The sequence below is a fragment of the Streptomyces sp. SID12501 genome (genome assembly GCF_010550245.1).
Taxonomy (GTDB): Bacteria; Actinomycetota; Actinomycetes; order Streptomycetales; family Streptomycetaceae; genus Streptomyces.
Window position 1 is genome coordinate 1 of sequence record NZ_JAAGLU010000073.1, and the last position, 21,414, is coordinate 21,414.

At 73.0% G+C, this 21,414-nt stretch carries 13 protein-coding genes; 6 read left to right on the forward strand and 7 right to left on the reverse strand.

The window, feature by feature from the left end:
• From G3I71_RS43465 to G3I71_RS43495, 7 genes are all read right to left on the reverse strand, one after another.
• Nucleotides 1-3,273, reverse strand: a 3,273-nt coding sequence (locus tag G3I71_RS43465) for a tubulin-like doman-containing protein (protein WP_164324135.1), incomplete at its 3' end; no start/stop codon positions are given.
• 148 nt (nucleotides 3,274-3,421) lie between these two features.
• Nucleotides 3,422-6,001 carry a vWA domain-containing protein gene (locus G3I71_RS43470; RefSeq protein WP_164324137.1) on the reverse strand — a complete coding sequence of 860 codons (2,580 nt, stop codon included), beginning with the start codon at nucleotides 5,999-6,001 and terminating at the stop codon, nucleotides 3,422-3,424.
• Nucleotides 6,002-6,125: 124 nt separating this feature from the next.
• Complete coding sequence (locus G3I71_RS43475) at nucleotides 6,126-6,647, reverse strand: Pycsar system effector family protein (RefSeq protein WP_164324139.1); 522 nt, start codon at nucleotides 6,645-6,647, stop codon at nucleotides 6,126-6,128.
• Entirely contained in the window at nucleotides 6,644-7,939 is a 1,296-nt protein-coding gene (locus G3I71_RS43480; RefSeq protein WP_164324140.1) for a hypothetical protein, read from the reverse strand. Before G3I71_RS43480 ends, G3I71_RS43475 begins: the two co-directional genes overlap by 4 nt.
• Nucleotides 7,936-10,758 (reverse strand): hypothetical protein, encoded by a 2,823-nt coding sequence (locus G3I71_RS43485; protein ID WP_164324142.1) that lies wholly within the window; start codon nucleotides 10,756-10,758, stop codon nucleotides 7,936-7,938. The genes G3I71_RS43480 and G3I71_RS43485 overlap by 4 nt, the downstream gene beginning before the upstream one ends.
• Nucleotides 10,755-11,732 (reverse strand): hypothetical protein, encoded by a 978-nt coding sequence (locus tag G3I71_RS43490; RefSeq protein WP_164324144.1) that lies wholly within the window; start codon nucleotides 11,730-11,732, stop codon nucleotides 10,755-10,757. The genes G3I71_RS43485 and G3I71_RS43490 overlap by 4 nt, the downstream gene beginning before the upstream one ends.
• 251 nt (nucleotides 11,733-11,983) lie before the next feature.
• On the reverse strand, nucleotides 11,984-12,697 hold the full coding sequence (locus G3I71_RS43495; RefSeq protein WP_343243271.1) for a Crp/Fnr family transcriptional regulator: 714 nt from the start codon (nucleotides 12,695-12,697) through the stop codon (nucleotides 11,984-11,986).
• A 764-nt stretch (nucleotides 12,698-13,461) separates the two neighbouring features.
• Between G3I71_RS43495 and G3I71_RS43500 the strand changes: the two genes are divergently transcribed.
• From G3I71_RS43500 to trpD, 6 genes are all read left to right on the forward strand, one after another.
• The gene (locus G3I71_RS43500) at nucleotides 13,462-16,437 is read left to right on the forward strand and encodes a BTAD domain-containing putative transcriptional regulator (RefSeq protein WP_164324148.1); all 2,976 of its coding nucleotides are present in this window, start codon (nucleotides 13,462-13,464) and stop codon (nucleotides 16,435-16,437) included.
• 128 nt (nucleotides 16,438-16,565) lie between these two features.
• A complete protein-coding gene (gene sbnB / locus G3I71_RS43505; protein ID WP_164324151.1) occupies nucleotides 16,566-17,603 on the forward strand; it encodes a 2,3-diaminopropionate biosynthesis protein SbnB in 1,038 nt (345 codons plus the stop codon).
• Nucleotides 17,604-17,639: 36 nt separating this feature from the next.
• A complete protein-coding gene (locus tag G3I71_RS43510) occupies nucleotides 17,640-19,163 on the forward strand; it encodes an anthranilate synthase component I family protein (RefSeq protein WP_164324153.1) in 1,524 nt (507 codons plus the stop codon).
• Nucleotides 19,160-19,750 (forward strand): aminodeoxychorismate/anthranilate synthase component II, encoded by a 591-nt coding sequence (locus tag G3I71_RS43515; protein ID WP_164324155.1) that lies wholly within the window; start codon nucleotides 19,160-19,162, stop codon nucleotides 19,748-19,750. Before G3I71_RS43510 ends, G3I71_RS43515 begins: the two co-directional genes overlap by 4 nt.
• A gap of 258 nt (nucleotides 19,751-20,008) precedes the next feature.
• Entirely contained in the window at nucleotides 20,009-20,167 is a 159-nt protein-coding gene (locus G3I71_RS43520) for a hypothetical protein (protein WP_164324157.1), read from the forward strand.
• Between the two features lie 49 nt (nucleotides 20,168-20,216).
• Nucleotides 20,217-21,296: an anthranilate phosphoribosyltransferase gene (gene trpD / locus G3I71_RS43525; protein WP_164324159.1), complete on the forward strand. Its 1,080-nt coding sequence runs from the start codon at nucleotides 20,217-20,219 to the stop codon at nucleotides 21,294-21,296.
• Nucleotides 21,297-21,414 lie beyond the last annotated feature (118 nt).

A 21,414-nucleotide genomic window follows, 5' to 3' on the forward strand; every position in this document is an offset into this window, starting at 1 on the left:
GTCGACGCGCTGGGGCGCGGCGCCGCGTGCCGCGCCGTACGGATCGGCGGACTGCCCGCCGTCCGCCGGGCTCGGGCGCTGCGGACGCTCGGAGGCCCACCGTTCCCCCTCCTCCGGGCGTCGTGGGTCCTCGCGCGTGCTCCGGCTCTCGCGGACCCACTCCTCGAGTTCGCGCAGGGTCGGGTGGGCGCGGTTCTCGCCCTCCGGGAAGGGCAGGTCGAGCGCGTCGGGGAGGGTCTCCGCCCAGAACTCGCGCAGCCGGCGCGTCCAGTCGGTCACCCGTGCGCCGTAGCGACGCTCCCGCTCGTCCAGCAGCCGCAGCTGACGCGGCGCCACCTCGTGGACCAGCTTCAGATACAGCTCCGAGGGCTCGCTTCCCGAGGTGCCCAGCCCGCGCGGCAGCGTGTTCATCACCACCTTGCAGTAGCTCTGCACGATGTTCTCCTCCGCCAGCAGCGCCCAGCGCTCGTACGCCCGCAGCAGCCCGGCCCAGCTGGAGATGCCGTCCTGGTAGTCGGTGAGCGCCAGCTGGATGCCGAGCGCGTCCTGGTCTGCGTCGTCGTGCAGCCGGACGCGCAGCCGCTGCGGGGACGCCGGGTCGCCCTGGTAGTCGATCTGGCCGTTCCACAGCGCGCACAGCAGCCGGTTCAGGATGTGCGCCCGGTCGTCGGGCGTGCTGGCCAGCCAGTCGTCGCGGTACCCGAGTCGCTGCCGCCAGCGCAGCACGTCCTCGTCGCGACGGGTCTCCTGTGCCCTGGCCCACTGGCGCAGCACCTTGCGGGCCTCCGGCACATCGGTGAGGCTCATCTCGCTGCGGAACAGCACCACGGAGATCGAGTCGGTGTCCACAGCCCGGTACTCGATGGTCCGCTGGCTGTCCGGAGGCAGCCGCAGATGCTTCTCCAGGTAGTTGTCCACGGTCACCCGGCGTGAGCCCGGATAGGTGATGAGGACCTTCAGCCGCCCGTTGCCCTCGGGGGTGAACGCGGCCGGCAGCAGACCGGCCAGCTTGTACCGGAACTGCTCCAGCGCCCGTGTGCTGACCTGCTGGGACGCCTCGGTGTCGCCCGCCTCGGCGGCCAGCAGCGTGCTCATCCTGGGCAGCAGCGCGCGGGCCTGCCGTCCGTCGGGACGCTCGGAGAACAGCCGCTGCACCCGGTGCTTGAACGCGGCCTTCACCTCCGACACGGCAGCGTCGGGAGAGTGCCGGCCGGCCGCGAAGGCGCTGCGGCGCAGCTCGGCATCGACCAGCTTGTGCAGCAGCGCGGCCTCGTCGCCGTTGGGCCCGAGCTGGTGGCTCTCCACCAGACGCTCCATCAGCGCCTGGTAGAAGCGGCCCAGGTTGCCTTGCGGGGGCAGCAGGTAGGAGACGCCGGTGCGGTCGTCGTACAGCTCCTTGACCTGCGCGGCGTACGCGCGCGGCTGGTCGTTCACGTGTTTGCGGAACGCGTCGCCGACCGCGTGCACCTCGTTGCGCAGCAGGTTCGCGGCCTGCCGCCAGCGGGGTTCGTGCTCGTTCCAGGCGCGGTGCCAGACCGTGTGGGCCCGCCACTTGTACCAGTGGTCCTGTTCCTCCAGTGCGGCGGCCACCTCGTCGTCCGCCCAGTGCCGCCGGGGCCCCACCACCCGGCCCTTGATCCTCGGCACCGGCGGCGGCTGCACCTCGACCCCGGCGGGCCGCGGGGGGTCCTGCCGGCGGTTGTCGAGCATGCCGAGGAAGCCGAGCCTGGCCACCGCCTTCGTCTCGCCCGGCACGCCCGACACGACCCGGCCCAGCGTGAACAGGTCGGTATTCAACAGCAGTTGCTCGGCCGCCGCGCGCGGTGAGAAGCCCTCCACCAGCCCCTGCATGCGGTGCGCGACCTGCCGTTCCAGGTCGGCCAACAGCCGCCGCATCTGTTCCAGCCGGTCCCGCAGCGCGGTCTCGATCTCGCCGCTGCCGCGTGGCCGCGGATCCGGCGCGGTCACTTCCAGCGGCTCGCGCCGCCACAGGTCGCCCAGCCCGGCGGCGGTGAACATCTCCCGGACCAGCGGCGCCGTCTCGTGCGGTACGGCGGCGGAGGCGTCGGTCAGCCCGGTCACCGCGTGGGCCAGCATCTTGGCCGAGACCAGCTCCGCCAGCTCGTCCAGCGGCGCCGTCATCGACGCCACCAGGCTGGTGGAGATGCCCTTGCGGCCGATGCCGGTAGCGGACCGGGTACGGCGGATGATGTCGCCGTTGACGAAGTTGCTGGCGAACGTCTGGTAGTCGTTGTCGGGCCCGCCGCCCTTGGCCTCGCCCAGGTTCAGATCGGTGCCGACCAGGGACACCACCAGGGAGACGATGGACCGGCGCAGGTCGTCGGGGCGGATGCCGGCCGTCTGGCTGAACAGGAACGCGGTGGGCACGGTGCCCGGCCGCAGAGACACCGGGTGGGTCTGCGGGTAGCGGATGCGCAGCGATTCCTGGAGGTCCACGTCGCCCAGTTCCGCCTCGGCGTCCGGCGCGTTCTGCTCGTCCACCAGCCGGGACAGGTCCACCACCGCGCGGGCGGCGTTGAGTTCGGCCTCCCGGCCGCCGCCCTTGGCCTCCGGGAACGCCGACGGCATGACGACCAGCGGATAGATCCGCGCGCCCCGGACCTTCTTGTCCTTGAACGCCTGCCCGATCAGATGCAGATAGTCCAGGAAGATGCCCGCGCCGGTCCCGCCAGCCACCGAGAACGCCACGAACACGTCGCAGCCGTTGATGGTGTCGCCACCCACCTCCTGGAGTTCCCCGCCGGACCCGGCGATCGCGTCGATGGCCCGGTGCAGCGGGGTCAGCACCGGCGCGGGACCGTTGGCGAGGGTGGCGAACAGCGCGGCGCGGCCCACCGTGGGCAGCTGGCCGGCGCCGTTGCGCAGCGGGTTGATCTTGGGTTCGCCGCCGTGCGGAGGCAGCCAGTCGGACACCTCGTCACGCAGCAGCGCGCGCAGCATCCGGGTCACCTCGGGGGAACTGTCGTAGTCGGCGGGCAGCAGGTCGTGCGTGGCGCGCGAGGTGCGGCTGTAGGCCTGCCGCAGCGCGGTGTCCGCGCTCAGGTGCGGCAGCCGGCCCAGTTCTGCCTCGCTGTAGTCGGCGTACACGAACTGCAGGCAGCCGGGCAGCTGGTAGGGCAGTCGGCCGTTGCCGGTGAGGGCGGTGCCGTCCGGACCGCAGAGTTCGGCGCGCAGCCGGCGCTCCAGTTCGGCGCCGATCAGGCCGCCGGTGCCGCCGAGGCCGACGAACAGCATCGGCTGGAAGATCTTCATCGTTTCGTTTCCCCCTGTCCGATGCGTGCGCACCGGGCGTTCGATGGACCCCAGGTCCAGTGGGCGGACCTGCCGTGGGCTGGTGGTGCGGTTCCGGTAGCCGGGCCGCCTCGGGGGCGGCCCGGCCCCGGTCGTCCGCCGTCCGGTGTCAGGTGGCCTCGTCGAATTCGTCGTCGTACGAGGAACCCCCGCGCGAGGAACCGCCGTACGGGGAACTCCCGTAGGTGTCCCGCCCTCCGAGGTCGTCAGCGTCCCTCCGGTCGGACGGCACCGGGGCGGGCTTCTGCTGCCGGGGCAGCAGGTCCGCGAGCCACCGGGGCGGTCCCGGCCGCCGGGCGGCGGACCGGCTGCCCGCGCCGCGTTCCACCCGCAGCTGGACCCGGCCCTCCAACGGGATGTCACGGGCAAGCGGATACGACTGGTCGCGCCCGTCCGGGGTGCGCAGCCGGACCCCGGTACGCGGGTCGCGCTGTACGGCGTACCGGCCGGTGGGGCGGGGGTCCAGCCGGGGGGTGGGGCTGTCCGGTTCGGACACGTCGAACCGGTACCAGGGATCGCGTTTGCCGGGCACCGTCGTCTCGCTGGTCGTCCGCTCCCCGGAGCCGTCGGACACGGTGAGCCGGAGCAGCAGTCCGCCCGGCGAGACGTCCTCGCGCGCCTGCTTGCAGTGCCACGCGAACCAGCCGAGCAGTGCGGCCAGCAGCACGGCACCGGTCACCAGCTCCCACCACCACGCGTCCCAGATCCGCCGCGGCCAGGAGGGCACCGGCGTGATGTCCACCTTCACCAGCTTCGCGTCGAGCGGCCGGGCGGAGTCGTCCGCGTCCGACACCTCCAACCGTGCGGTCAGTTCGTGCGGGCTCAGCTTTCCGCTGACGGTGAGCCGACCGGCCCGGTCCACGGAGCCACCGGGGGCCAGCGTGACCTCGGTGAGGGAGAGGGCGACGGCGCCCGGCTCGGTGTCCCGCAGCGAGAGGAGCAGGGTGTGCGGCCGGTCCGAGTCGTTGGACGCCAGCAGCCGGAACGGCACGCTGCCGCCAGCGTGCACCTCGGCGTCGTCCACGCGCAGTCCGGCCCGTACCTCGGGGTTGGCCGAGGCGGTGCGGGTCAGGAACGGGCGGTGGTCGGCGGTGAGTCCGACGGCACCGAGCACCCCGACGGCCTTGAGCGTGCCGGTCGCTGTCCGGGGGATCGTCACGGTGCCGGTGAAGCGGCCGTCGCCGGCCTTCTTGTCGCCGTTCTCCCCGTTGTCGGAGAGCGCCAGGTCCAGCGGTTCGAAACCGTCGCCGGTCAGCCGCCCGGAGACCTTCAGCCGGCGCAGGTCTGCCGGGTCGCCGATGCCCTGCTCGTCCCGGGTCTGGAGGATCAGTTCGACGCGGGCCTTCTCGCCCGGCCGGGGCGCGGCGGGCGTCATCACGATGGAGGAGCGCACGGCACCCCGCCACTGCACGGAGACACTGGCCAGCCGGTCCCGATGGCCCTCCGGAGCGTCGAGCCGGACCTGCCAGCGGCCCGGCCGGGGGTCGGTGATGCGCAGCGACTCCACCTCGCCGCCGGACCCGGCCAGCGTGAACTTCGAGCCGTCGGACCGGCTGCCGGGCTCGATCTTCCGGCCGCGCGGGTCGTAGTACGTGGCCCGCACCGCGCGGTCGCCCTTGGAGACGACGATGGTGGCGAGCGTCGCCAGCGGGGACAGCGGTACGGAGATGTCCGCCGGCGGGGTGTCCTTGCGCGGTGGGTCGGCGACCAGGCAGCGGGCCCCGGCGAAGGCACGCTGCACGGCGTCGCCCAGGGTCTGGGAGTCCGTCGCTCTGTCTGCGCGGGGGCGGGCCGTCTCCAGGTCGGTGCACCCGCCCCGGTATCCGCCTTTCGCCATGTCCCGCAGCGCGTCCATGTCGAGGTCGTCGCCGAAGCCGAGCGGCCAGATCTGCACCTTGGCGGCGCGCGCCTCGGCCAGCGCCTTGGTCAGCTCGCGGCGGCCGTTCTCCTCGCGGCTTTCCCTGTCGGTGCCGTAGGAAGGGCTGTCGCCCACGTCCAGCTTGCCGTCGGTGAGTAGGAAGAGGATGCGCGGGCGGCCGTCGCCGTGTTCTCCCAGCCGGGTCACGGCCTGCCGGATCGCGTTCGGGAAGTCGGTCCCGGTGCCCTGTCCCACGCCGCGCCGGGCCAGCCGGCCGATGCAGCCGTCCATCTTCTCCCGGGCCACCGCGTCGAGCGCGGTGGTCGGGCACACCTCGTCCACCGGGCTCTGGTCGACGTTGTCGGCGCTGGCGAACCCCAGGACGGTCATCCGCGACGCCGGGGAGATCTCCCCGACCGCGATCCGCCCGGCGGCGTCCCGCTCCCGCTCCACGTCGGCCGCGCTCAGACTGTTCGACTCGTCCACCGCCACGGCCAGGTCCACGGCGTCCGTGTCGCTCGACGCGGCCGGGGCGAGCGGCGTGGGCAGCGCCGTTTGGCCGAGCGCGGTCTGCCCGAGCAGCAGCAGCGCCAGCACGGCGGCGGCCCGGCGGACACCGAGCAGCCCTCGCCGTCCGGCGGGTGCCATACGGCGCGCCCCGGCCACTGCGCGGGTGCCGGACGCGGTACGGGCGTCAACTGCCATACGGTGCGTAGCGGTTGTCGTACCGGCGTCGTACGTCGTACGGGTGCCGGACGCCGTACGCCCCCCTCGTCCTCGTGCCGCACGCCCCGGGCCGCCGCGCACCGGTGCGGTGTCGTGTGCGTTCATGTCGTCCCCCTCAACTGTCACTTGATAGGCGTAGATGTCGGGCGTGCGAGTCCTGTGCGGGCCCGCGTACGCCCCGGTGCCGGCGGCCGGTGCCGTCGTCCACCCCCCCCTGGGTGCGCCGGGATCAGCCGAGCAGTAGCCCGGCCGTCGCCGACACCGCCCCCGGTACCAGCCAGCCCGCTCCCCAGCGGATGTACCGGTACTTCCGGACGAGGATGTGGCTGTGGTCCACGGCCTGGGTCAGCAGCCAGGCCGTGACGTTCTCGCCCGCTCTGCCGACCGCCTCGGCCACACCGCTCGCCCCGGCCGCCGTGTGTACCGCGACGACGTCGGCGAAGAAGGTGATGCCCGGCCCCACCCGCTCAGTTCCGCTGTGCGGCAGCATCGCCCGAACGAGTGAAAGGGACCCCGCCAGCCACATCAGCAGCCCCGCCCCGACCAGCACCAGCCACAGCACGGAGGGCCGGTCCGGCGGGCGCTGCCCCACCCCGACCACCAGGGGCGGCACACCCAGGGACACCGACAGCAGCACCGACGCTTTGACGTCCGCCCGCCCTGTGTCCTCACGGACCGTGGCCAGCAGCCGCTCGGCGACGTACCGCGCCTCCGGGACGGCGGTCGTCGGCGCGCCCGGTGTGGCCGTCATCGTCGGCCGCCCCGGCCGTCCGGGTCCCCGTCCGACGGGCCGCCCCAAATGTCGTCGTCCTCGTCGACCCAGTCAGGGGACCCCGCCCCGGATCCGGACTCCGCCCCGGACTCCGTGCGCCCGGCACCTGCGGAGGAGGATCCGCCGTACGTGTACTCGTAGCGGTGGCCGTCGATGTGCGAGGACGTGCCGTGCCCGTCCCGCGCCGCCGACGGACCGCTCTCGTACTCGACGGCCTCCTGCGGCTCGCCCCACCAGTCGTCCTCCTCCGGGCGTGGCGCCCCGGCGGTCCGCGCCGTCCCGCGCCCCGGGGTGTCGTACGCGTCCGTGTCCCCGGCCGCCGAGGTGTCCGGCCAGTCCTGCCGGGCCGCTCCTGCCGGGGCGGTCGGGGCGACGGGTGCGGGCGGCAGCGCGGCACGGGGTTCGAGCGCCGGGGGCGAGAGCTGCCCCGCAGCCTGGCCGGGGAGCACCATCCGGCGGATGTACGCGTCCAGTTCGGGGGTGTTGACCCGCCCCTCATGCGCCATCCGGACCAGGAACTCGCGGTTGGCGTGCTGCTCCTCGGCCTGGCTCTCCATCATCATCTTGACCAGCTGGCCGACCTCGGCGGTGCTGCCGGACGCCATCAGATAGGCGTACTTCTCCGCGTCGGTGCCGTGCGCGATCGCCGCGAACCCCCGGAAGCGGGTGGTCACCCGCTGGGCCTCCGCCTCGTCCTTGCGGGTCTGGCTGACGAAGCCGATCTGCGTGTGGTCGGTACCGACCTCGACGAACACCTTGGTGTGCAGCCCCACCTCCTGCCCGAGGTCGGCCCAGCGGCCCGCCTCGATGTCCAGCCGTACGGCCTGGTTGGCCTCGTGCGCCTGGTCCACGGAGTACCGGGTGGTGACGCCCTGGAGCCGGTCCACGATCTCGGGGCCGAGGTCGTTCTCGACGCTGAACAGGCGCTTCTCCACGACCAGTCGGTAGTCGGTGACCTCCCAGCGCAGTTTCACCCGGGTCTCGAAGAACGTCGCCGAGCCGTGCGCGGGCAGCTTCAGCGCGAACGAGGTCGTGTGCCGCCCGCAGGCGACCTCGCAGACACTGCTCGGCCGGGACCACCGGCCGAGCCGGTCGCGATGGTCGGCGCCCCGCGCGGTGATCACGCTGTGCCCGCCGTCCTGGTAGTAGAGCACGGAGGCCACCTGCGCGCCCCAGTGCTTGAACCCCCGTCCCTGCACGATCCGTTCGCGCAGGAACGGCCCGGCGAGGTTCTCCGGGATGACCAGTTCCTCTTCCTGTCCTGCCGTCACCTTCGCTCCTCCCCCCGGCCGCCCTGGCCGCGTCCCGTCGCCGCCATCGCGGCCACCACATGGCGGGCGAAGGCGGCGGTCATCGGTTCCTCCGGCGCGTCCGCCATCAACCGCAGCAGCCAGCGCAGCCGGTCGGCGTCCCGACGGTCGCGGATCATCCGGGGCAGCAGCCACAGCAGCGCCTGGAGGATCTCCCCGCGCCGTCCGGCCGTGCCGTCGGCCGGCTCCTCCCCTGCCGCCTGCTCGAACACATAGGTGCGGCCCGTCCGGCCGGGCACGACGGCGTCGGCCTCGGCGGCCCGCAGCCAGGTCGCCAGGCCCTCCGTCGCGGCCTCGTGCGACAGCCGGTTCGCCAGCGACCGCCACAGCAGGTCCGTCAGCGGATCGGCCGCGCTCTCCACCGCCATGGCCACCGCCAGCGCGAGCGGCCAGTGCGATCGCCGGGCCAGCTCCGCGTCGGTCACCTCGACCGACGCGCGCGGCATCGGTGGTCGTTCGTCCTGCCCGGTCCGGGCGCGCTGTCCGGCACCGCCCGGCTGCCCCGGCACCCGGCCCGCGAGCCGCACCCGGCCCGGCCCCCACACCCGGCTGACCGACGCCGGGACGGACGTGGCGGCGTCCGCAGGCGGCGCGCCGGGGCCGTCGCTCTCCTCCGCCTGCCACATGTCGTCGGTCCGCGCGCAGAACAGCCGTACGGCACAGAGCATCGCCAGGTTCAGCTGCTCGGCGGAGCCGTTCTCGGACCACTCGTGCAGCACGGTGGCCGCCTCCCCGGCCCGGCTGCCGGCCACCAGCCGGGTCGCGCCGTACGAGGCGACGAGCGCCTGGGCGCCCTCGTCCCGGCTGCCGATGTCGCACAGCAGCTCCATGGCCTGCCGGGTGTCGTCCACGATCCGGCCGGAGCCGAGGGTCAGCGCCGCCGTCCAGCGCAGCGCCGGCACTGGGGCGTCCGCCCAGTCCACGACCACGCCCCGCACCGCCGACCGGTACGGCTCGCGGCCGGCGGCCTGGGCCAGCGCGGTCGCGGCGAAGAAGCGGCGCCGGGTGTCCTTGGCCACCGACAGCGGCCGGATCAGCTCCGCGAAGCCGTACCCGAGGTCGGTGGTGGCGAGTTCGCCCGCCACCACGGCGGCGCGCACCCACACCTGCGGCCGGGGGTCGCCCGCCAGTTCGCGCAGCCAGCGTGCCACCGGACCGCGGGCCGCGTGATGCCGGTGCCAGACCTCGGCCAGCACCGAGCCCGCCAGCGCCGTGCCCCGGTAGGCGACCGTGCGGACCGGCACGGGCACCCCGCCCACCGACTCCTCCTCGCCGGTGCGCACCTCGGCCCGGCAGGCGGCGAGCAGTCCCTCCAGGTCCTCCGCGAACACCGGCCGCCCGTGCGCCCGTCCGGGCATCCGTACGGCGAGGATCTGCTGGGCGAGGAGTTCGGCGGCGTCGGCCACCGAGCTGACCGCCTCGCCGTCCAGCACCGCGAGCGCGATCCGGAACGAGGTCTCTCGCACCCGTGACGCGGCGGTGTCCACCGGCCCGTCCGCCCCGGCCCGGGCGGGCTCGGGCGCCGGGGGCAGTGGACCGGCCGCCCCGGTGAACCACTCGCGGGCCTGCCGGCGCGCGATCTGGCCGCAGGCATCCAGGAGTTCGTCCCGGCGCAGCTCGCCCCGCACATGCCGGGCCACCTGTTCCGCGACCAGCTCGGTCTCGGACGGCCGCAGCGCCTCCGGGAGGATGCCGAGCGCGTCCAGGAACAGCGGGTGCTTGAGGATCTGTTCGCCCCGGCCCAGCGCGTCCGGGGCCGGGCAGTCCGCCAGGTGCCGTACGAGCTGCCACTCCAGCAGTTCCTCGGCGGGCGCCGGCGGGCAAGCCAGCCCGTAGCGCCCTCCCAGCAGATGCCCGGCGGGCGAGGCGGGGGAGACGACCAGCACCGCGTACGACCCCTTGGCGACGAGCCGCGCGGCGAGCGCGTCCAGGTGCAGCTCCTGCGGCGCGGTGAAGTCCCCTGCACTCTCGGGAAGTTGGACCAGCAGACCGCCGCCGTCCAGCACACCGTCCGCCACCGCGTCCGGGTCGGCGGAGAGCAGACCCAGGTCGGACGGGGCGAGCCGGGTGACCCGGCCCCGGGTGAGGACTCCGGTGCCCGTCCGGCCGTCGGGCCCCGCCGCCTCCGATACGGGCTTCCCGGCGCCGGACGCCATGTCGCGTACGGCGGTGGTGACCTCGTCCAGCAGGCAGAGCCCGGTGGTGAGGCGGCCCGTGCCGGGCGGGCCGCCCAGCACCAGCACCCGGCGCCCGCGTAACACCCGCTTCAGCGTGGGGTAGCCCGCCGGGGCCCGGTAGACCTGGCGCAGCCGGTCCAGTTCGTCCTCGGGCACGTCCCCGAAGACCGGCGCCGCCGTGTCCCGGGCACCGACGTACACATCGCCGAAGTGCGCGCGGTCGAAGTTGGTCCGGTCGAAGACGCTGCTGTTGCCCCGGATCTCGAACCGGGCCTGCGCGGCCCGCTGGACCCGGGCCGCCGCGCGTGCCTCACCGGGCACTCCCGAGTCGGCCAGCGGGTCCCGGGTCGCCTCCCGGAAACGCTCTTCCTGACGGTCCCGCTGCTCCGCGTGCTCCCGCCCGGCCTCGTCCGGACGGTCTCGGCCGCCGCCCTGCCCCGCCTCCCCGTCGGTGTCCCCGTCGGAACCCCGGCCGGGACGCCGGTCGTCGTCCTGCCGCGCCGGTTCGTCCCCGGCCCGCCACTGGGCGGGTCCGGGGGACGCGCCCCCGGCACCGTCGGCTCCGGAGACCTCGGCGCCCCCGTGCTCGCCGTCGCCGCTCAACGTGTCTCCTCCGTATGGCCGCTGCCGTTGCCGTCCCCTGCGCGCCGTCGCCCGTGCACCCTGTCGCCGCCGGTCGGCCAGTCCTCCTGGGCCGCGCCCGCGCTGCCCCCGAAGTGGACCGGTCCCTGGAAGGTCGCGCGGTCCTGGACGACGCTGGTGCCGCCCTCCACCTTGATGTCCCAGTGGGCACCGGAGCCGGTGTCCACGGGCCACGCCTCCGTCCCGGGCGCCCGGAGATCCCCGTCGGCGGAGGGCCGGTCGGCCGCGGCCGGGACGGCATGCCCCGGGTTCCTCCCCGGTGAGGGGCCCTCCGCCTCGGCTCCCGTGGACGAGCCGTCCCCGTTCTCCCCCGAAGACGCGTCCACGGGAGGCGTGCCGAACCCTTCGTCACCCGGCACCCGGGGCCGGGCCTCGCCCGGCACGTGGAACCACGCGGTGACCGGGCCCTCCTTCAGCGCGACCCGGGTCGGGCGGTACGCGGAGGGCTCCACGAACCGCCCGCCGTGCCGGACCACTTCGTGGTGCAGCGAGTCGGAGACCACGAGGACCAGATCGCGCCCCGAGTGCTCCAGGACCGTCCGCGTCACCGGCGAGTCCGCCAGCCGGCAGACCAGGTCCATCGCATGGCTGGACAGCCCCTCCTCGTCGTGCTCCACCGGACCCACGTGCAGTCCGACGCGCAGCCCGAGCCGGCGTGCCAGATCCTCATTGCCCGTCCGCTGCCGCTGGTGCATCTCGGCCAGCCAGGTGCCGAGCAGCTGGACCGGCGGGATACGCGCGTCCACGGCGGCGATGAACCCGTCCCCCCGGTCCTCCAGGTGAAGCATGGACTTCGCCACGCCCGCCGCCGCGAAGGATGCGTTGGCCAGGTCATAGATCCGTGCCCGCATCCGTCGCTTCGCGCCGTCGAGGTAGCTGCCCGATCCCCGGGTGTCCACGCTCATCAAGGTCTTGTAGACGGCTCCGTCGGCCATGTGGCCTCCCCCTGTCGTGCAATGACTGACCGTCAGCATGGCGGCTCGCGCCCGCTCGCGATGTGGTCGTTTACACATCCGGCGGCAGCACATGGATCGCGCGCCGAAAACGCGCGCCGCGCGCGCTGTCCCGTCCTGCGCCCCGCACTTCAACACAACCCCGCACAACCCTTGACAGATGAATATTCAAACGGTTCCGGGCAGGGGTATCCGCTGAAGGGAGTGGGACTGACGGTCGTACGAAAAACCGCTCAGGGAGCCGGGAGCCCGATGTTCCCGCCGGCCGCCAGCAGGCGGAGCGCGTCGTGGTCGATCAGCTCGATGCGGCGGGGCCGGGTCCGGACGACACCGGCGGCCCGCAGCAGCCGCAGCGACTTGGCGACCGCCTCGCGGGTGGCGCCCACAGCGTCCGCGAGATCGTGCTGGGCGAACTGCGCGAGCACCGGGAACTCGTCCCCGGGCCCGCCCGTGTCCCGCGTGCCCGCCCGTTGGAGTTCCTCCAGCTCCAGCAGCCGCCCGGCCACCCGCTGTATGACGGTCAGGGAGGCGAGCGTGCGCCGCTCCTCGTCGGCGGTGCGCAGCCGGGAGACGAGCTGGGCCATGAGCAGCGCCGACACCTCCGGATCGCGTCCGGCGAACGCGCGGAACCGGGCGCCGGGCACCACCAGGGCACGTACCGGACCGAGCGCGGTGACGGAGGCGCTGCGCGCGATCCCGCCCAACGCGGCCATCTCGCCCACGAGTTCGCCGCGCCGGCGCAGCGCCAGGATCAGCCGGGCCGAGGAGCGGTCGGTCGCCGTGGACACCACGGCCCACCCCTCCAGCAGCACCAGCACATGGCTGCTGTCGTCCTGCTCAAGCAGCAGATGTTCGTCCGTCCGGAAGGTCCGCTCGGCACTGATCCGGAGCAGATCCTTTCGCGCTTCGGCGCCGAGGACGTCGAGAAACGTGCGGTCCTGCACCACCAGAGCCAATGAATCCGTCGCTTCCGGCAGAGGCCGGGAGAGGTCCGGCCGAGGGGCCCGAGAAAGGATGAATCGGACGGGCCTGCCACTGTACCCGCGCCCCCGCCCGGAAGAGCCGTCTCTGCGGACACCGCCGGGACCTTCCGTCTGCCGACCGGCGGGATCGGGTTCGCCGGTCTCCGTTCACGGCTCCGGTCGCGCCGCGAGGAGCGGAGGGTACCGGCACCGGACGGGCGCTGAGCGGCCGTTCACGCCTCCGCGGCCTGATCGTTTTCGGCCAGGGTGCCGGTTCCGGGTCCGCCTGCGCGGCGGTGGACATCGTTGAACCGGCCATGGAGACCATTGTTTTCCGGCTGCTCCCATCTGCTCCCCGGGCCCGGTGGGTCCGCCGAACAATGCGGTCGTCCGGTATGGCTTGATCGGATCACCTGTGCGATAGCGAATCGGCCATCCGTGAGGGCGGGGCGGCCGGATCCCGGGGGTGGAGTCCGACCACTACAGGTCCCGGGAGTGTGACGGTTACCGGATGTAAGGGCCAACGGAATCTCGGAAGCGGTACCCCATTCCGGATTACTCGATGCGAATTCGCACGCGTGATCTCCTGTGTGGTCCAGGAAAAGGAAAAAGGATTCCCGATTCCGCGCCATCGAAGCCCCTGACCTCAGGGACGGCTGGAAAACACCAGGGAGTCGGCCCGGCCGCTCAGCTATTGTCGTCTGGACGCTCAGGCGATGATGGTGGGCGGAGTTCTGGGGGGAACATCCGTGGTTGAGCGGCTCAATTTCAAGATTTTGGGGCCCCTGTCGGTGACGGCGAACGGCCGTGCACTCACCGTCGGCGGTGCGCGCCAGCGAACGGTCCTGGCGCTGCTGCTGCTCAACCCCGGCCGGATCGTGCCGGTCGACACTCTCGTCGACGCTGTCTGGAACAGCGGCCCTCCCGCCACCGCCCGCACCCAGATCGCGATCGTGATCGCCGCCCTGCGCAAGACCTTCAAGGCCGAGGGCGTCACCGAGGACATCATCGTCACCGCCCACCCCGGTTACGTCCTCAGACCCGAGGGTCACACGGTCGACTCGGTGGACTTCGCCCGGCTGGTCAAGGACGCCGAGACGGCAGTGGAGCAGGGCCGACACGCCGACGCGGCCGACAGCTACGCGCAGGCCCTTGCCCTGTGGACGGGCCCCGCCTTCGCCGGCATCGCCAGCCCGGTGGTGGAGGACGAGGCCGCCCGGCTCGAAGGACACCGCCTCAACGCCTACGACGACGCCACCGCCGTCCTGCTGGAACTCGGCAGCCACCAGGACCTCGTACCGGAGCTGGCGGCCGTCGTGCGGGAGCATCCGCTGCGCGAGCGCACCCGGCACCATCTGATGCTCGCGCAGTACCGGTCCGGGCGGCGGGCCGAGGCGATGGGCACCTTCCGGGAGGCGCGCGCCCAGTTCATCGAGGAACTCGGCATGGAGCCGGGCCCCGACCTCCAGGAACTGCACGACGCGATCCTGCGCGACGACCCCTCCCTCGCCCCCGCGCCGCCGGTTTCCACCACCGATGCGCTGCGCTCCGACTCCGTCATCGTCCCCTCCGAACTCCCGCCGGACGTGCCCGGCTTCACCGGCCGCGGGGCCGAACTGGCGTTACTGGACCTGCTGGTGGCCGACCGGGACCGGCAACAGGGGCCCGCCTTCGGGCTGATCACCGGCATCGCAGGCGTCGGCAAGACCGGCCTCGCGGTCCGCTGGGCCCACCGGGCCGCCGCCCGCTTCCCGGACGGACGGCTCTTCGCCGACCTGCGTGGCTACGACGAGGAGCACGAGCCGACCGTCGCCGCCGACGTCATCAGCCGCTTCCTGCGCTCGCTGGGCGTGCCCAGTGACCAGATACCGCCGGAGACGGAGGCGCTCGTCGCGCTGTACCGCAGCGTGCTCGCCGAGCGGCAGGTGCTCGTCGTCCTGGACAACGTCCGCTCCTATGCGCAGCTGCGCACCCTGCTGCCCGGCAGCGGGCGCTGCGCCGTGCTGGTCACCAGTCGGGACCAGCTGGAGGAACTGGTCACCTGGCCGCAGGAGGCCCGGGTGCACCTCGGCGTGCTGCCCGAGCCGGAGGCGGTGGAACTGCTCGGCCGGATCGTCGGCACCGACCGCATCGCCTCCGCCCGCGCCGACACCGTACGGCTGGCCGAGCTGTGCGACCGGCTGCCGCTGGCCCTGCGCATCGCCGCCGCCCGGCTCGCCTCCAAACCGCACTGGACCGTACGGCACCTGGTGACCCGGCTCAACGACGAGGCACGCCGGCTGGACGAGCTGAGCCAGGGCGCTTCCCGGGTGCGGGCCAGCTTCGCGCTGTCGTACCGCTATCTGCCCGAGGACGCGGCGCTGCTCTACCGGCGGCTCGGCCTGCTCGACGTGCCGGACTTCGCGGCCTGGGTCGGCGGCGCGCTGCTCGACATCGAGGTGCTGGACGCCGAGCGGATCATGGAGGATCTCGTCGACGCCCAGTTCCTGGAGGTCGTCGGCGTCGACGCGACCGGCCGGCTGCGCTACCGGCTGCAGAACCTGATGCGCCTCTACGCCCGCGAGCGGGCCTACGCCGAGGAGCCGCCGGACGCCCAGCGGGCCGCCCGCGAGCGCGCTTTCCGCACCTGGCTGACGATCGCGGAGGAGGCCCACCGGCGGGAGTTCGGCGGCCACTTCAGCGTCGTGTACAGCGAGGTGGCGCGCCGTCCGGTCGACCCCATCCACCTCGACGAACTCCTCGACTCGCCGCTGGAGTGGCTGGAGGCGGAACGCCTGTCGCTGGTCGCCGCGGTCCAGCAGACGGCCGCCCTGGGCATGGACGACCTCGCCTGGGACCTCACGGTCTCGGCGGCGGTGCTCTTCGAGACCCGGCACTACCTGGACGACTGGCGGATCTGCTCCGAGGCGGCGCTGGCCGCGACCCGCAGGACGGGCAACCTGCGCGGGCAGGCGGCTATGCTCCACCAGCTCGGCGGCGTCGCGCAGTCCTACCGTCGGCTGGAGGAGGCGCACGCCCGCTACAGCGAGGCGCTGGAACTGTTCGAGCAGGCCGGCGAGGAGCACGGGAAGGCGCTGAACCTGCGCAACCTGTCGATCCTGGACCGGTTCCGCGGCAACCTGGACCTCGCCATGGAGCGGCTGCGGACGGCCCGGGACATCCTGCGCCGGGTCGGCGACACCTCCTCCGAGGCGCACACGCTCGACAACATGGCGCAGATCGAACTGGACCGTGGCTCCACCGAGCCGGCGATGAAGCTGAGTCTCGAAGCGGTGCAGCTCATGGAGTCGATCGGCGGCGGCAGCCGGCGCGGCGCCGCCCAGACCCTGCACCGGCTGGGCCGGGTGCATCTGGCCCGGTCGGACTTCGACCTGGCGGAAAAAGCGTTCCAGCAGGTGGTCGCGCTGGTCACCGACAAGTCCGACCGGGTGGGGCTCGCCTACGCCCTGCTGGGACTCGGGGAGAGCCGCCTGGGCGCGGACGAGGTGGACGCCGCCGCGACCACGCTGACCGAGGCGCTGGAGATCGTCGAACGCATCGATGCCCCCCTCGTCGACGGCCGGATCAACCTCGCCCTCGGCGAAGCGCTGCGCCGCCTGGGCCGCCACGGCGCGGCGCGTGAACGGCTGACCGCCGCCCACGACGTCTTCGTCCGCGCCGACGCCCCGCAGTGGCGCGCGGAGGCGGAACGCGCGCTGGCCCGGCTGGAGAACGAGGAAGGCTGACGCCGGGCGGCAGCGGGGCGGGAATCCCGGGTCCCCGTGAGCGCCGTTGTAGACGACCGATACCCCACCGATAAGCGGGCTGCCTACGTTCGGCCGATACCACTGTCAGCCGAAATGTGGAGTACACGATGCCGCCTGTCGCCAAGGCGCCCACCTTCGCCGTGATCTCCGGGGCCCAGGTCCACCGGGTCCTGGCGGGCCGGCACCGGGAGGTGGTGCGTCTGATCGAAACGGCGTACCGCGTCCACGGTGCCGGTGACACCGTCAATCCGCCGTCCTACTTCCTTCGCTTCCCCGACCGGCCGGCCTCCCGCATCATCGCGCTCCCCGCGTCGATCGGCGGGGGCATCGGCGTGGACGGCCTGAAATGGATCTCCAGCTTCCCCGACAACGTGGCGGCGGGCCTCCCGCGCGCCTCCGGCGTGCTCATCCTCAACGACCCGGACACCGGCTATCCGCTGGCCTGCCTGGAGAGTTCGATCATCAACGCGGCCCGTACGGCCGCCTCCGCGGTGCTGGCCGCCGAGACCCTCGGCCGGGCGCGCGGGGACCTGCCGCGCCGCGTCGGCTTCTTCGGCACCGGTCTCATCGCCCGGTACATCCACCAGTATCTGGCGGGTACCGGCTGGGAGTTCGACGAGATCGGCGTGCACGACCTGTCGGCGGAGCACGCCGCCGGGTTCGCCGGACACCTCGACCGCTCCGGGTGCGGGGGCCGGGTCACCGTGCACGGGTCGGCCGAGGACCTCGTCCGCGGCAGCGACCTCGTCGTCTTCGCCACCGTCGCCGGCACCCCGCACGTCACCGACCCCGGCTGGTTCGGCCACCATCCGCTGGTGCTGCACGTGTCGTTGCGTGATCTGGCGCCCGAGGTGATCCTCACCGGCGCCAACTTCGTCGACGACGTCGAGCACTGCCTGAAGGCCGACACCTCCCCGCACCTGGCCGAACGGCTCAGCGGCGGACGGGAGTTCATCGACGGCACCCTCTACGGCGTGCTGACCGGCGCGGCCGGTGTGCCCGCCGACCGGCCCGTGTTCTTCTCGCCGTTCGGACTCGGCGTCCTCGACCTCGCCGTCGGCAAGCACGTCTACGACCGGCTGCTCGACTCCGGTGAACTCGCCGTCGAGCAGGACTTCTTCCACGAGCTGCGCCGCTACGGCTGACCATCGCCCGCCACCCTTCGAGGATGGGGTTCACCTGTGACCACACTGCTCGACTCACCGCCCAGAGCGGCCGGCGCACCACGCCGGTCCCTCACCGTCCGCGTCGACGAGACCGTCCTGCCCCCGCACGACCCGCTGGACCTGTACACGGCCCTGCACGCCCGCGCCGACGACGAGGTGTTCCTCCTGGAGAGCCTCGCCGCCCCCGAGGAGGACGGCAACGCCGCCGTCGTCGGCCACGGCCGGCTCGCCGAACTCCAGGTGCATTCCGACCGCGTCACCGTCGACGGAGCCCCCGCCGTCACCGAGGCGCTGCACGCCGCCGCCGTCGGCCTGGGGCTGGCCGAACTGCCGGACGGGGCCCGCGCCCTGGCCGACGCCGACCAGGTGTGGGAGCTGCTGCGGGCCGCCCAGCGGGCGTTCACCGTGGAGAGTTCGGTGCCCGCGGACGGATACGCCTTCGGTTTCCTGGCCACCGTCGGCTACGGCGCCGCCTGGCACATGGAAAGGCTGCCCGAGCGCACTGCCGACGGCGGCCCCGACCTCGTCCTGACCCTCTTCCGCGAGGTCGTGCGCTACGACCTCGACGCGGGCACCGTCCGGCTGCTCACCGCCCGCTCCCCGGACTTCCCGCCCGCCGCGGTCCCCGGCCTCGTCGCCGCGGTCGCCGCCGGGCTGCGCCCGCCCGCGCCGGAGCCCGCCCCGCTGCCCGCGGTGCCCGCCCCGCGCACGGTCCGGGACAGCACCGATGAGCGGACCTTCCTCGCCCAGGTGGAACGCTGCATGGCACACATCGGCGTCGGGGACATCTACCAGATCCAGATCGGCCATCGCATCGACGTGGACACCGAGCTGACGCCGCTGGACGTCTACCGGCGGCTGCGGCACCGCAACCCGTCGCCATACATGTACCTCGTCCCGCGCGACGGCTCCACGCTCATCGGCGCCAGCCCCGAGGTGCTGTTCCGCACCGAGGGCGACCGGATCGTCATGCGGCCCATCGCCGGCACCACCCCGCGCAGCGGCGACCCGGCGGTCGACGGGCCGCGCATCGAGGCACTGAAGGCCAGCGAGAAGGAACGCGCCGAGCACGTCATGCTGGTCGACCTCTGCCGCAACGACATCGGCCGGGTCAGTGTGCCGGGCACGCTGGACGTGCAGCGGCTGATGACCGTGGAGACGTACTCGCACGTCTTCCACCTGGTCTCCACCGTCGAGGGTGTCCTCGCGCCCGGCGAGGACACCTGGTCGGCGCTGCGCGCCACCTTCCCGGCCGGCACGGTCACCGGCGCCCCGAAGATCCGCGCCATGGAGATCATCGAGGAGCTGGAAAGCGCGCCCCGGCGGATGTACGCGGGTGCGGTCGGCCTGGTCGACGTGCGCGGCTGGTCCCGGCTCGCCCTGTGTATCCGCACCATCACCCACGACGGGACGGCGTACTCCACCCAGAGCTGCGCCGGCATCGTCGCCGACTCCGAGCCGCTCGCCGAGTGGCACGAGACGCTGCACAAGATGGGCGCCGCCTATTGGGCCCTGACCGGTGAGGAGCTGCTGCGGTGAAGGTCCTGCTCGTCGACGCCTACGACAGCTTCACCCACATCATCGACCAGTACCTGCGCACGCTGGGCGCCGAGACCGACGTGGTGCGGTCGGGCACCCGCACCCCGGCGCAGCTCGCGGCCCGGGGGGCGGACGCGGTGGTGCTGGGGCCCGGGCCGGGCCATCCGGCCGACTCGGGGCACGTGGAGCTGGTGCACACCTTCGCCGGGCGGGTGCCGCTGCTCGGCATCTGCCTCGGCCACCAGGCGATCGGCCTCGCCTACGGGGCGCGGATCGCCGTCGCCGCCCGGCTCAAGCACGGCAAGACCAGCCCCGTCACGCACGACGGCGCCGGGGTTTTCACCGGCCTCGGCGACGAGGTGACCGCCACCCGGTACCACTCGCTCGTCGTCGAGGAGCCGTTGCCGCGGGAGCTGACCGTGACGTCACGGGCTGTCGACGACGGCTATGTCATGGGCCTGCGGCACCGCGCGCTGGCGGTGGAAGGGGTGCAGTTCCATCCCGAGTCCATCACCACGGTGGGAGGAATGCGGCTGCTGGAGAATTTCCTGTGGATGCCCGCACAGGACGTCATACCGACTTCCTGAGGAATTGAATTCTTTCGCGTATGGCCCGTGTGGGCTGCGGGGAGAGCCTCCGCAACCCCCGCGCTACCCCTGGAATCTATGGGTCCGAATTCCCTTTTAACCCATTGTGACTTGCGAGTATATCGCCGTTATTGATCCATAAGAGATCGGTGAAGCGCCTCCGATAATAAACTGAAGCCGTAGCTCCGTAATTTTCTCGGTGTCGGGACGGAACAGGACGGACCCGAAACTACGAGAACAATTAACGGGGAGACGAAAATGCAGCTCACTCAGATCAAGAAGTCCGGGATCCAGGCCCTCGTCGTAGCCGCCTTCACGGCCGGCGCCCTGTTCACCGGCGTGGCGGTTGTCACCGAGGGTGTGGACCCGTGGAGCAACGCGGCCACCGGTACCGACGATGTGGATCCCTGGAGCTGACGCCCGCGAGGCACCGGTCCCCGGACCGGATGACTGAAGGAGAACCGGAGTGAACGCAAGGACTGCATCGGGTGGGCCGCAACGGTCCTGGCCCGGGCTGCTCGGCTCCGTCCTGAACGGTCGCGACCTGTCCGAGCCGGACACCGCGTGGGTGATGGACCAGGTGATGCGGGGCAAAGCCTCCGACGCCCTGATCGCCGGCTTCCTGGTGGCGCTGCGCGCCAAGGGGGAGACGGTCGGCGAACTGGAAGGGCTGGTGCGGGGCATGATGGCGCACGCAGTACGCATCGACGTGCCGGGGAGGACCGTCGATGTGGTGGGCACCGGAGGGGACGGGGCGAAGACCGTCAACATTTCCACGATGTCCGCCCTCGTGGCGGCGGGCGCGGGGGCGCGCGTCGTCAAGCACGGCAACCGCGCCTCCAGTTCCGCCTCGGGCTCGGCCGACGTACTGGAGAAGCTCGGGGTGAGTCTGCGGCTGCCGCCGGGACAGGTGGCGGCACTGGCGGAGGAGGTCGGGATCACGTTCTGCTTCGCCCCGGACTTCCATCCGGCGATGCGGCACGCGGCGGTCGCCCGGCGCGCGCTCGGCATCCCCACCGTCTTCAACGCCCTCGGGCCGCTGACCAACCCGGCGTCGCCCGCGGCCCAGGCGGTCGGCGTCGCCGACGCCCGGCTGCTGCCGCTCGTCGCCGGGGTGCTGGCGCGCCGGGGGGCCGATGCACTGGTGTTCCGCGGCGACGACGGGCTGGACGAACTGACCGTCACCACCACCTCCACCGTTTTCACGGTGGAGGGCGGTACGGTCCGCCAGGAGTCGTTCGACCCACGGGCCCTCGGTTTCGGGTACGCCCCGGTCGAGGCGCTGCGCGGGGCGGACGCCGGATACAACGCGGACGTGGCGCGGCGGATCCTCGACGGCGAGCGGGGGCCGGTGCGGGACGCCGTCCTCCTCTCGGCCGCCGCCGCCCTGGCCGCGCTGGAGCCGGCCGGCGGACGGACGGTCACCGAACGCCTCGCCCCGGCCGTCGGCCGGGCCGCCGAGGCGATCGACTCGGGTGCCGCCCGGTACACCCTCGAACGCTGGGCCCTGGCCAGCGGCACCTACGCCCTGACACCGGCGGCCTGACCATGGGCATCCGTGCGACCGCGACGTCTCCGGTTCCCGCCGTGACGGCGGGAACCGGAGACGCGGGGGCAGGGCGGGGCGCGGGGCCGCGGATCCGGACCGGCGTGCGGTGGGGGCC